The organism is Actinocorallia herbida (assembly GCF_003751225.1).
GTDB classification, from domain to species: Bacteria; Actinomycetota; Actinomycetes; order Streptosporangiales; family Streptosporangiaceae; genus Actinocorallia; species Actinocorallia herbida.
The window spans coordinates 5,735,854-5,747,461 of the sequence record NZ_RJKE01000001.1 but is presented as its reverse complement, the minus strand read 5'-3'; the positions used below and the strand labels follow the sequence as shown (position 1 = coordinate 5,747,461).

Genomic DNA, 11,608 nt, shown 5'->3' with positions numbered 1-11,608 from the left:
AGCCCTACGTCCCGGAGGTGGACACGCCCGGTTCGCCCGACCCCGATGACGTGGGCGAGGAGTACGTGTCGGACGGCACGGAGAACCGCGTCGTCGTCGACACCGAGCGCAGGGCGCGGAACTACGACACCTGGTGCGAGACGCAGAAGTCCTGCTACGTGAAGACCACCCGGTTCGCTCACGAGATGAAGATCAACATCACTTACGGCGGCACCGGGAGCGGCGCGCCCAAGGGCAAGCTCGACCTCATCTGGCGCCAGAGCTTCAACGGCCTCTACAGCCGGTACCAGACCGCCCTGAAGCTCGACGGGGCCAGCAGCACGTGGCTCTACGACACCTCTTGGCGCATCGGCCTCGCCCAGCGGAACCCGCCCTACGCCGCGACCGAGTTCGCCAACCTGACGCGGTACCCGGCGCCCGGCGTCTGGATCAACTCGCAGAAGATGGTCTGGATCCCGAGCTAGACGACCATGTACGACCCGTAAGCCTTGCTGACTCATCCTCCCGGCCTCGCATCCCGGTCTTTCCGGGCGCGGGGCCGGACCTATGCCCGGGGTCCGGCTCTGGATGCCGCTGAAGGCCCGGGGCTCCTAGAGCTGCGGCGAGCGGGACTGTTCCGCGAAGAGTGTTACTCAGGGGGCTTGAGGGGACACTTTGGGTGATGGTTCCCTCGAGATCGTGGAGGCCGGTCTGTCCGGTTCGCGGCAGGACAAGAAGCAGGTTCAAAACGAGCAGCGGGCGTTGGTGGGCCGGCTGGCCGAGGCAGCCCAGGCGGAGGGCCGGGAACTGGTCGGGCCCGGCGGGATGCCGGCGGGCTGGTGAAGCTCGTGCTGGAGACGGCATTGCAGGGTGAGATGGACGCCCATCTCGGCCGCGGCCAAGACGTCGGGGGCAAGGCATGAGGTTCGACCGGAAGTGTTGCGCGGTGCTCTCGGCCGGGGTCGCGGCCGTTTCGCTGGCCGTCGTGCCGACCGTGGCGGTGCGGTCCATGAGCATCCTGGGCGGGGCCGATCCCGGCGGTGGGTCCCCGGCGGCGACGGGTGAGCCCTTCGGCACGGTGAAGCAGATCGACGCCGGCGAGCTCAACGTCGGATACGTCGACGCCGGGCCCGCTGACGGCCCCCCGGTGATCCTCCTCCACGGCTTCCCCTACGACATCCACAGCTTCGAGAAGGTCACCCCGATCCTCGCCGGCAAGGGCTACCGGGTCGTCGTGCCGTACCTGCGCGGCCACGGCACGACGACGTTCCGGTCCCCGGACGCGGTGCGCAATGCCGAGCAGTCGGCCTTCGCCGTCGACATCGTGGCCCTCATGGACGCGCTGAAGATCGACAAGGCCACACTGGCCGGATTCGACTGGGGATCGCGGACGGCCGACATCATCGCGGCACTCTGGCCGGAGCGGGTGAAGAACCTCGTCTCCGTGAGCGGCTACCTGATCACCAACCGGAAGGCCCAGAAGGAACCGCAGAAACCGCCGGTGGAGCACACCTGGTGGTACCAGTACTACTTCGCCACGCCCCGCGGGGAGAAGGGCCTCGCCGCCTACCGGCACGACTTCGGCGAATTCGTCTGGAGACTCGCCTCCCCGACCTGGGACTTCGACCAGAAGACCTACGACCGCACCGCCGCAGCCTTCGAGAACCCCGACTGGGTGCCCATCGTCATCCACAACTACCGCTGGCGGCTCAGCCTCGCCGAAGGCCAACCCGCCTACGCCGGCCTGGAAGCGAAACTCGCCACCAGCCCGAAGATCACCGTCCCCACCATCACCGTCGACGCCACCCTCGACCCCTTCGGCGCGGGCGGCAGCGACGCCGCCTACCGTGCCCAGTTCACCGGCCCCTACCAGCACCGCGTCCTGAAGGGCATCGGCCACGACGTGCCCCAGGAGGCGCCCGAGGCCTTCGCCCAGGCCGTCATCGACGCCGGCGAGCTCTGATCTCAGCGGCGGAGGTCAGCAGAGCAGCGCCGCAATCGACTGGACGCCCTCGGCCTTCCGTGAAGGCCTCGGCTTCCGCCTCGACGGCGACACCACGACCGACCGGGGGCTGCAGCATCTGGCATGACCGCGACGGCCTCCTCCACTGGGCGGGAGAGGCCAATGGCGTCGATGGCCCCGACCCGTCCCGCGACAGGAACGGCTCCTTCGTCTCATTCGCCGACCCCGGCGGCAACGAGCGGACACTCCAGCAGGTCATCACTCGTCCCCCCGGTCGCTGAGCCGATCCGCGCGGGTATGCCCGAAGCACGTTCTGCGCGGCAGTCCGCCGACCGGGGGGAACCGGAACATCCTGACCATCGCCCTCCCCGCCGACCGGCCTGCCTCCCTGGCCTGCGGCCGGAAGGCGCCGCCCACCGCAAGTTCTTGGCCGGTGGTACGCGCACCGGACCCTCAGAAAGACCGGGTACGACCTGCCGCAGGAGGCCCCGTACGGCCTTCGGCCAAGCCGTTGACGCCGGTCGTCGCCCGAGCTGATCACGGCCTTGACTCCGCTCCGAGGTTTGACAAGAGGCCAGTGGAACTTTATTTTGGGGGAAATAAAGTTCCACTGGCCTCTTATACGGCCAGGTGGAGCGAATCAGGGGATGAGGGTGATCGGAGATGAGTGAGGAAACCTCAGGCGCGCGCAACGGCGACGGCATGATCCTGGCGCGTACGTTGCTGGGAGGGTCGGGCATCTCCGTGCGGCCGGTCGGCCTGGGACTCATGGGCATGTCGCAGTTCTACGGAGCGGCGGATCCTGACGGCTCGGTCGCCACGATCCGGGACGCGATCGAGGAAGGAGTCGAGCTCTTCGACACCTCGGACTACTACGGGGCGAGCAGCGCCACGCCGGGAGGCCCGGTCGCCGGCTTCGGGCACAACGAGGAACTGCTGGGACGCGCGCTGAAAGGCCGCAGGGACAGGGCGGTCGTGGCGACCAAGTTCTCCGCCCGCCCGACTCCCGAGGGCCGCAGCTTCTTCGACGGCCGCCCTGAGTACGTGAAGGCGGCCTGTGAGGCCAGCCTCGGACGGCTCGGCACGGACCGGATCGACCTGTACTACTACCACCGGCTCGACCCTGCCGTGCCCGTTGAGGACACCGTGGGCGCCATGGGCGAACTGGTCGCCGAGGGCAAGGTCCGGGCGATCGGCCTGAGCGAGGTCGGCCCGGAGATCCTGCGTCGCGCCCACGCGGTTCACCCCGTTGCGGCCCTCCAGAGCGAGTACTCGCTATGGGAGCGCGGCGTCGAGGCCGAGGTGCTGCCAGAATGCCGCCGCCTAGGCGTCACCCTGGTGCCCTACAGCCCGCTGGGACGCGGGATGCTCACCGGAGCCTTCCGCCGGGGGGCCGTGTTCGGTCGCGATGATTTCCGCTCCACTCTGCCGAAATTCCAGGGCGAGAACTTCGAGCACAACCTGCTGCTGGTCGAGGAGCTGGAGCGGTTCGCCGAGACCATCGGAGCCACCGCCGGCCAGATCGCCCTCACCTGGCTACTGTCCCGGCATCACGACATCGTCCCGATCCCCGGTTCCCGGCGCCTGGCCTACGTCCGGGCGAACCTCGCCGCGACCTCGGTCCGGCTCAGCGCCGACGACGTGGCCCGGCTGGACGCGCTGTTCGACCCCGCGCTGGTCAGCGGAGGCCGGTACGGAGCCCTCAACACCTACGCGGACGACGCCGAGGGATGAGGTACCGGAAGCCGTCGCCAACCCGACACCCGAGACGACACAGAGCAAGGAGCATCCCATGAACTACGAAGGCCAGTTCGCCGGAAAGACGGCGCTCGTGACCGGCGCCGGCAGCGGCATCGGGTCCGCCATCGCCCGGCTCCTCGCCGCCCGCGGCGCCAGCGTCGCCCTGGTGGGCCGCCAGGAGGGACCACTCACGGAACTCGCCTCCGAGATCGCCGAGGAGGGCGGTACAGCACTCGCCATCCCCGGCGACGTCTGCGACGCGCGTGCGGTCGCGCACTCCGTCGCCGAGACGGTCCGCCGGTTCGGCGCCCTGCACCTGGCCGTGAACAACGCGGGAACCTCCGGCGTCCACCACGATGTTCCCGACCTCTCCGAGGAAGAGTGGAACAAGACCATAGGAGTCAACCTCTCCGGCGTCTTCTACGGACTGAAGTACCAGATTCCGGCGATCCAGGCCGCAGGCGGCGGCGCCATCGTCAACATCTCCAGTGTCTTCGCCGACCGGGGCCTGTCCCACCGTGCCGCCTACAGCGCGAGCAAGCACGGCCTGCGCGGCCTGACACGCTCCGCCGCGGCCGACTGGGCCCAGCACGGCATCCGGATCAACGAGCTGCAGCCCGGAGTCATCCCGGTGCCCCGCCAACAGGGCAACCCCGAAGAGGTCGCGAAGATCGCCGAGAGAATCCCGGCCCGCCGACTCGGCACGGGAGAGGAAGTGGCCAAAGCGGTCGCTTTCCTGCTCTCCGACGAGGCCTCCTACGTCATCGGCGCCCACCTCGCCGTCGACGGCGGCTTCCTCATCTGACCACCGCCTTCCTCGGGTCGGCCCGTCTTCAGATCCGAGCCCTGGCGCTCCTTTCGACACGCACAGAGAACGAGGCGACATCATCATGAGCAGGACCTGGCTGATCACCGGAAGCTCCCGCGGCCTGGGCCGTGCCATCGCCCAGGCAGTCCTGGAAGCCGGCGACGACCTGGTGGCCACGGCCCGGCGCATCGGTCCACTGAACGACCTCGCCGAGAGGTACGGAGACAGAGTCCGCCTGGTCACTCTGGACGTGACCGACCCTGAGGACTCCCGCCAAGCCGTGAAGGCCGCTGTCGAGGCGTTCGGCAGACTGGACGTCGTCGTGAACAACGCCGGCTACGCCGACGTGGCGTCGATCGAGGACATGACCGACAAGGCATTCCGCGATCAGGTCGACGTCAACCTCTTCGGCGTCGTCAACGTCACCCGCGCCGCGCTGCCGGTCATGCGAGAGCAGGGCGGCGGGCACATCCTCCAGATCTCCTCCGTCGGCGGACGCGTAGGCGGGCCCGGCCTGGGCGCCTACCAGGCGGCCAAGTGGGCCGTCGGCGGCTTCTCGGAAGTCCTGGCAAAGGAAGTCGCTCACTTGGGCATCAAGGTCACCGTCGCCGAGCCGGGCGCCATGCGCACCGACTGGGCCGGCTCCTCCATGGCCACCCCACCGGTCAGCGATCCCTACAAGCCGGTCCTCGAACCCGCCATCGCCCGCCTTCGGGCGGCCGACGGCCACCAGAGCGGCGACCCAGCCCGCATCGCCCGGGTCCTCATCGACATCACCCGGGCCGAGGAGCCGCCGCTGCACCTGTTGCTCGGCAAGGACGCCGTCACCGTCGCTCGGTCTGCTGCCGAGTCGCTGGCCGCGTCGGACGCCGAGTGGCGGCAGGTGAGCGAGTCTGTGTGACTCCGCAGCCGGCACCGCGGCGCGGATCGAGGAAGCCCGGGCTGCCTGGCTCGCCCTCGGGCACGAGCTGGAGGTCGGGGCCGCGCTGGCCGTCAGCTTCCACCGGTGCCGAAGGCTCGATCCGTACTCGCCACACGGCCCAGCGCCCTCTCAAGGACTGTCGAGGCCTCCTGGACGTTGAGGAATGTGCCGGGAGGCCAGGGCACCATCAACTCCCGATGCACCGGCCCTTGGACGATGGGGGGGGAGGAGCCGCGTCGGCCCGTTGCGAGCACGCACCGGCTCAGGAACCGCGCCCTCGCACAGATCCGTCAGCCGCTCCCACAGCGACTCCTTGGCACCCTGCCTCGCGCATGGCGACAACACCTCCCTTCAGCTGCGCCTCCTGCCGCCAGACCGCGCAGCGCACACGAAGTGGCGAACGCAGCCGGGCAGGGCGTGACATCCGCCGACTACTTCGCTCAATCCGCCAGGTGAAGCGCTCAGTCACAGTCATTCGCCTCCACAAATCCGACAACGGCGAACCATAGATGGCTCATTCGGGGTGTTCCGGGGCCAATCAGATGAACCGTTCATGACTCAGGCGCGGCGGCCTCCCCTCGCGGCCGTCTCACGCCGCATCATGGGGGATCCGGTGCCAGTCCGTCTGGCCGGGGCGAAGAGGGGACTACACACGTGCGCTCCGACGAGGTGCCACGCCATTACGTGGTGTCGGGCCGCTGGCCCAAGGCCGAACTGGCCCCCGACTGCCCTGCGGGCGCCCGCTATGGGCTGGAGCTCGCTCGCCGTCTGATGGCCGAGATGACGCTCCAAGGCCTCACCCAGCGAGATGTCGCCGCACGTTCGGGCATAGGCCAGGCCACCATAGGCCGCATCACCCGCGGAGAGGTCTACCCCGATCTCGCCACCCTCGCCCGGCTGGAGACGTCACTGCACGCGCGGCTGTACCCCGCCGACCTTCTGGACGTACCCGGCGGCCCGGCCGGCCCGAGCTGACCGGCCGGGATCGAGCCCGTCATCCGTTGAGGATCCAGGCGAGGTTGAACTTGCGCAGGATGATCGACCGGTTGGCGCCGTTCGGGTTGGTCTCCACCAGCGCGACGATACGGTTGTCGGCCGCACCGCGTCTCGCCGGGTGCCGTTGAGTGCGGGTGGCCGGCCGCGGTAGCGGCCTTCGGCTTCGGCGGTGACGCGGGCGAACGCGGGGCGCTCCAGCGCGGGCGTCTTGGGGTGGGCGCCGGGTGGACACGCGCGAGTGGACGATCCGCACCGGGGCTCCTCGAGGAAGGGGACGGAGCCCCTCCATCCGTCGGAAAGACCTGGCGGGGATCTGAGTGTGAAACCGGCCGTCCGGAGCGGTGTTCCATCGCCCTGCGTCCGGTTTTCCAGGCTGTCGCGGAAGGGGGCGGCGGGGTGTCGCGAAATCTTCTTGATCTTGCCGGGACGGCCTGGCTTCCAGCGTCGGCCCGCCACCCGGGGGCGGTCGAACCTCGTCGGCGACCGTCCGGCCGACCGGTCGTCGACAACGGGTCGGCTATGTCAGTCGGTCGTGCCGGCGTGCACGGCGATGATTCGCCAGCCGTGCGTCTCGTCGTAGAGCCAAGTACGGGTGTAGCGCATCCTGGCCGCGAACGGCTCCCCGGAGACGGCCCCTTCGATGGTGCCGAGAAACCACGTCACTCCGGTGCGCCCCTCGGCGAGCACGGTCAACTCCTCCTCGGCCACCTTCGTCAGCACCTGCGTCCGAGTGCGGTGCAGCTCCAGGTCGTCCGCCTTGGTCGCAACGTTCGCACCGAAGGTGAAGATCAGCCGATCATCCAGCAACCGATCCAGCGCCTCGACATCTCCAGCAAGCTGCGCGGCCTGGAGTCGGCGCTCGGCGTCCCGCAAGTCCTCGATCATGAGGTCCACCCTCCCAGCCGGCGCCGTGTCCAGGCCAGGACGTTCACGCTCGGCTGATCTTCGCAGTCCGATCCAGGGACTCCGCACCGGGCCCGGCACCGAGCTCGGGCGTGGCTTCGGGAGTTCTGGGCCTACTACGAGCGGCGCGGCCTGCCGACCGAGCCGGAGCGGACGCTGGGCCGAGCTCCGAGACGCGGACGACCAGGTCATCAACGTGCTGGACCTGGAAAGCCGCTCCAAGATCGTGCCGAGCCTGGCCAACGAAACCCAGGACGGCTTTCGGGTGCGGGCGGAGAACTCGCAGGGCTGGGGCCCGTGGTCGGCCGGCATGACCGCCGTTCCGGCGGCGGTGCCGGGGTGCGCGATCTGGTCCCACAGGAGCCCGTCGACGAATGCGGTGAAGGCGGGGGCCTGGCGGTCGGGCTCCCGCGCTCCAGTCACTCGGCGGCGAGGTCGACGAACGACCGGCGGACCAGGTTCGCGTGCTCCGGTCGGCGGCCTGTCCGCCCGGCCTCCGGGAGGAGTTCGCGCCTCGCCACGAACAGCGCGCTGTGCTCGGGGTCCACCGCGACCGAGATCCGCTCCGCGACGAGCGCGCCGACATCCTCGATGCCCGCGACCCCCGGGGGGCGTGCAGCGTCCGCCGGTCGGCCTCCAGCAGGTGCTTCGCGGTCGCGACCAGCAGGGCGTCACGGGTCGGGAAGAAGGTGCCCACGGCGCCGAGCGGCCATCCCGGATTCCGTTCGATCGCGCGGTGGGTGAACCCGCGGGGGGACCCTGCGCCGCGAGCACCTCGACCGCGCCCGCGACGATGGCGGAACGGCGATCCACGGAGTCGGCGGGCATGGTCCGCCCAGTGGATCAGCCGACGTCCGCTCCGGCGGCGATGGCGTTCTCCTTCCGGATCACCGGCGGATTCGGGAGGTGGCCGTGGAGTCACGAAACGAGAACGGGAGCTGCTTTTCGGAAGTGCTGGACATTACCGTGGGAGTGCGCCCAGGGCGTCCGCAGGGCGGGGGATCCAGAGCGTCCGTGGAGGAGGACGATCGGTGGGCTCCGAACAGCGCGTTGTCATCGCCGAGTTCTACACGACGGCGGACCGCGTTCTCGTCTTCTTGATCTCTCCGGACGCGGACGAACCCGAATGCGCGACGGTCGAGATCCCCCGGCAGCAGCTCCGTGAGGTCGCGGAGGGTTTCCAGCGCAGACTCCGGACGACATCGGCGGCGGACCTGACGGACGACGCTCTGGTCCGCCTGATGGAACCCGTGGTCAGGTGGGTCCGGCCGGGCGACATGGTGTATCTCGTCCCGCATGACGTGCTCCACACACTTCCCTTGCAGGCGATCGAGGTCGACGGGGTCTCGCTCGTCGACCGGTGCCCCGTCGCGACGGTCCCGAGCGCGTCGGTGCTGCGGTACTGCGGCTTCAAACGGAAGGGAAAGCGGGGGAACGCGCTGATCGTGGCCGCCCCGCCCGACCGGAGACCGCTGGTCTTCGCGCGGGAGCAGGCCCTCACGATCGCGCAGCGCTTCGCCGGGCACGACCTTCTTCTCGGCGGTGAGGCGACCAGGGCGGCGTTGATCGAACGCGCCGGTTCGGTCCCTCGCGATGTACTGCACATCTCGTCGCACGGGGTCTTCGACTCCACGAATCCGCTCAGGTCGGGGATCGAGCTGGCCGACGGGAGGCTGACCGCGGAAGACATCCTCGGCCTCGGCCTCGACGTGAACCTGGTCACCCTGGCGGCCTGCGAGAGCGGTGTGAGCCTCAGACGCCACGGCGACGAGCTCGTCGGCCTGGCTCGGGCGCTGCTCTACGCGGGCTCGCCGAGCGTCCTCGTCTCCCTGTGGCCGGTGGACGAGCTGTCGACGACGATGCTGCTGGACCGGTTCTACGAGAGGCTGGCGAAGGGGCTGGGCAAGGCGCACGCGCTGCGGGACGCTCAGCTGTGGCTGCGCGGCCACACGGTCCGGGACGTCCTGGCGCACGCCGCCGCGACCCGGTCCCGCCTCTCCGACGACGACGTGTCGGCATGCGCCGTGCACCTGGAGGAGGCCGCGCTGCTGGCGATGGTCGGTGACTATCCGGGCGCGGCCCGGACCTACCGGCTGGTCCTGGCGCTGGCCGGCGGGACCGTCGAGCAGCACGAGGCCGCGCACCTCGGCGCCGTGCGGATGGACCTCATCGGGGACGCCGCCGATCCGGCCTTCGACACCCTCGCATTCGCGGACCCGTACCACTGGGCGTCTTTCATCCTGATCGGAGACTGGCTGTGACATCTCGGACCTCGCCGGAGCCCACCGCGCTGGTCTCCGATCTGATGTCCACGGACTTCGGAACGGGTGCGGACGGTTCGGCGGGCGACGGCCGGATCACCGTCGTCGTCGGCGCGGACGGCGCCCCGGTGGGCCTGGCGACCCCGGAGGGCTCAGGGCCCGCCGGGGTGGTCGAGGCTTCCCTGCCCGTGCGGGATCTGCTCACGATGACCGGCCTGCTGGAGTTGCTCAGGGACGGGGCTCCGGCACTCGTCGTGGTCTCGGAGGGCCGTCCGGTGGGGATCGTGCCGGCCGGGACGGTCCGGGCCGAGATCAGGCGGGACGCCGGCCGGCGGGATCCGCGATGGCTGGCCGGTGACTACCGGGCCTACGGGGATCCGGCCCCGACCGGTGACATCCGCATTCGGTGCTCCTGCGGCAGGACCAACGTCTTCGACCGCTTCAGCCGGAAGGAGACCTATCTTTGCGAGAGCGGCGGCCATGACTTCGTGCCCTACTGGGCGGCGTGATGGGCGGGCTGTTCGACACCACGGCCGGCCTGATGGACCGGAGGTCGATGGTCGCCACGTTCGTCCCGCTGGTCCTCTACCTCGTCACGGTGGGCGCCGTGGTGGTGAGCGGAGTCGGCCTGGGGGCGGCGGTCTCGTGGTGGTCGGGACTCGGCACCGACGCGAAGGTCTTCCTGCCGGTCCTCGTCCTCGTCGGGGTGCTTCTGGCGGCGCAGATCATGGCGGCGGTGCTGCCGAGCCTCATGCGGTTGTTCGAGGGCTACTGGGAGTCTCTGCCGCTGGGCGCGGTGCTGGCCCGCCGCGGTCGGCGAAGGCACGACAGCCGATATGAACGGCTCGTGCGGGGCGACCCCCGGCGGCTGCTCTATCCCGTCCAGAAGGACCGGTTCCTGCCGACGCGCCTCGGCAACATCCTCAGGAGCGCCGAGGAGCACAGCGACGAACGCTACGGCATCGCCTCGGTCGTCGCCTGGCCGCGCCTGTATCCCACTTTGCCGGAGCCGTTCCAGCAGTCGCTCGCCGCGGCCTCGGCCGACCTGGAACTCCTGATCGTCATCGCGGCGCTCGGCGTGTCCTTCGCCGCGACCGGGGGAGCGCTCGCCATGGTCCTGCTGCCCTGGTACGGGGTACTCGCCTGCGTCTGGGGCGGCCTGGCGACGGCCTGGCTGGGCTATCTGGCCGCGGTCCGTGCGGCCGAGCCCTACGGGGCGCTGTACCGGGCCGCCTTCGACGTCCATCGCTGGGGTCTGCTGGACGTCATGGGGCTCTCGCGGCCGTCGGGTTACCAGCAGGAGGCCGAACAGTGGCGTCAGCTGAGCAAGCTGTGGGCGCAGGGGAGCGTCGACACCGAGGGCGCGCACCATCTCGGGTATCCGGAGCGAGATACGGCCGCCGAGGCCGAGGCCGAGGCGGAGGCGGGGGCGGAGGCGCCGCCGCCCCCGCCCGAGTCCACGCTGGCCGAGGGCCCGGAGCCGCACGTGCCTGACCTGCCGCAGAGGCGGCCTTCGCCCCCCGGCACGGGCCGGACCCGGAGCGCCGCTCCGGGCAGGATCGCCGCGGCGGTCGTGCTCGGGATCCTGCTCGCGGTGGCGGGCCAGGCCGTCCGGGACCGGCCGAAGCCGGTCCTCGCCGGGCAGGCTCTGCCCGCCTACCGCATTCTGACGGCGTCGGATCTGCGCGGCTCCGGCCGGGAGGCGTTCGTCGACCGCTACCCCCTGCGGCCCGTCCCAGAGGGCGCAAAGGTCACGAGCGGGCTCCTCGGCCCGCCGATCAAGAAGTCCATGATCGCGGGCAAGGGCGTCGTCACGCTCAAGCCGAAGCAGTTCCTGCCCGGCACCGCCGCGCCGGGGGCCGTCGGTTCGCTCCGTGTGATGGGACGGCCGATGCTTCTCATCAAGGACGTGCTGATCCTCGATCTACCGGGAGGCGGGGAGGGGGGCCGGCTGGTGGCGGCGGTCCCGCTGGCGGAGCTCGACCGGCTCCTTGAGAGGTCCTCGACCTCCGAGGTGTACTTCGTGACAGAGTGAG

General features: G+C 70.2%; 11 protein-coding genes and 1 pseudogene. 10 read left to right on the top strand and 2 right to left on the bottom strand.

Annotation, left to right across the window (positions count from 1 at the left end; genetic code table 11):
- Nucleotides 1–17 precede the first annotated feature (17 nt).
- The 7 genes and pseudogenes from EDD29_RS26055 to EDD29_RS44990 all read left to right on the top strand — a co-directional run bounded on the left by EDD29_RS26055 (nucleotide 18) and on the right by EDD29_RS44990 (nucleotide 6,387).
- The gene (locus tag EDD29_RS26055; RefSeq protein ID WP_123666922.1) at nucleotides 18–464 is read left to right on the top strand and encodes a hypothetical protein; all 447 of its coding nucleotides are present in this window, start codon (nucleotides 18–20) and stop codon (nucleotides 462–464) included.
- Nucleotides 465–654: 190 nt separating this feature from the next.
- Nucleotides 655–875, top strand: a pseudogene (locus EDD29_RS45730) (IS256 family transposase); the annotation flags it as partial.
- A 23-nt stretch (nucleotides 876–898) separates the two neighbouring features.
- The gene (locus tag EDD29_RS26050) at nucleotides 899–1,942 is read left to right on the top strand and encodes an alpha/beta fold hydrolase (protein ID WP_211359901.1); all 1,044 of its coding nucleotides are present in this window, start codon (nucleotides 899–901) and stop codon (nucleotides 1,940–1,942) included.
- Nucleotides 1,943–2,605: 663 nt separating this feature from the next.
- Nucleotides 2,606–3,676, top strand: coding sequence for an aldo/keto reductase (locus EDD29_RS26045; protein ID WP_246053022.1), 1,071 nt, complete (start codon nucleotides 2,606–2,608; stop codon nucleotides 3,674–3,676).
- A 58-nt stretch (nucleotides 3,677–3,734) separates the two neighbouring features.
- On the top strand, nucleotides 3,735–4,487 hold the full coding sequence (locus EDD29_RS26040; protein ID WP_123666921.1) for an SDR family NAD(P)-dependent oxidoreductase: 753 nt from the start codon (nucleotides 3,735–3,737) through the stop codon (nucleotides 4,485–4,487).
- Between the two features lie 85 nt (nucleotides 4,488–4,572).
- Complete coding sequence (locus tag EDD29_RS26035; RefSeq protein ID WP_123666920.1) at nucleotides 4,573–5,391, top strand: oxidoreductase; 819 nt, start codon at nucleotides 4,573–4,575, stop codon at nucleotides 5,389–5,391.
- Nucleotides 5,392–6,066: 675 nt separating this feature from the next.
- Complete coding sequence (locus EDD29_RS44990) at nucleotides 6,067–6,387, top strand: helix-turn-helix domain-containing protein (protein WP_148086101.1); 321 nt, start codon at nucleotides 6,067–6,069, stop codon at nucleotides 6,385–6,387.
- A 543-nt stretch (nucleotides 6,388–6,930) separates the two neighbouring features.
- Here EDD29_RS44990 and EDD29_RS26025 read toward each other — a convergent pair.
- Together EDD29_RS26025 and EDD29_RS47805 are read right to left on the bottom strand one after the other, a co-directional pair.
- Entirely contained in the window at nucleotides 6,931–7,293 is a 363-nt protein-coding gene (locus tag EDD29_RS26025; protein WP_123670685.1) for a nuclear transport factor 2 family protein, read from the bottom strand.
- 437 nt (nucleotides 7,294–7,730) lie between these two features.
- Nucleotides 7,731–7,859, bottom strand: coding sequence for a hypothetical protein (locus EDD29_RS47805; RefSeq protein WP_281280944.1), 129 nt, complete (start codon nucleotides 7,857–7,859; stop codon nucleotides 7,731–7,733).
- A gap of 483 nt (nucleotides 7,860–8,342) precedes the next feature.
- Here EDD29_RS47805 and EDD29_RS26020 point away from each other — a divergent pair, with 483 nt between their 5' ends.
- From EDD29_RS26020 to EDD29_RS26010, 3 genes are read left to right on the top strand one after another with little or no spacing between them, the layout of a single operon-like run.
- The gene (locus tag EDD29_RS26020; protein ID WP_123666918.1) at nucleotides 8,343–9,572 is read left to right on the top strand and encodes a CHAT domain-containing protein; all 1,230 of its coding nucleotides are present in this window, start codon (nucleotides 8,343–8,345) and stop codon (nucleotides 9,570–9,572) included.
- The gene (locus EDD29_RS26015) at nucleotides 9,569–10,081 is read left to right on the top strand and encodes a hypothetical protein (RefSeq protein ID WP_123666917.1); all 513 of its coding nucleotides are present in this window, start codon (nucleotides 9,569–9,571) and stop codon (nucleotides 10,079–10,081) included. The genes EDD29_RS26020 and EDD29_RS26015 overlap by 4 nt, the downstream gene beginning before the upstream one ends.
- Nucleotides 10,081–11,607 carry a hypothetical protein gene (locus tag EDD29_RS26010; protein ID WP_123666916.1) on the top strand — a complete coding sequence of 509 codons (1,527 nt, stop codon included), beginning with the start codon at nucleotides 10,081–10,083 and terminating at the stop codon, nucleotides 11,605–11,607. The genes EDD29_RS26015 and EDD29_RS26010 overlap by 1 nt, the downstream gene beginning before the upstream one ends.
- The last annotated feature ends 1 nt before the right edge of the window (nucleotide 11,608 follow it).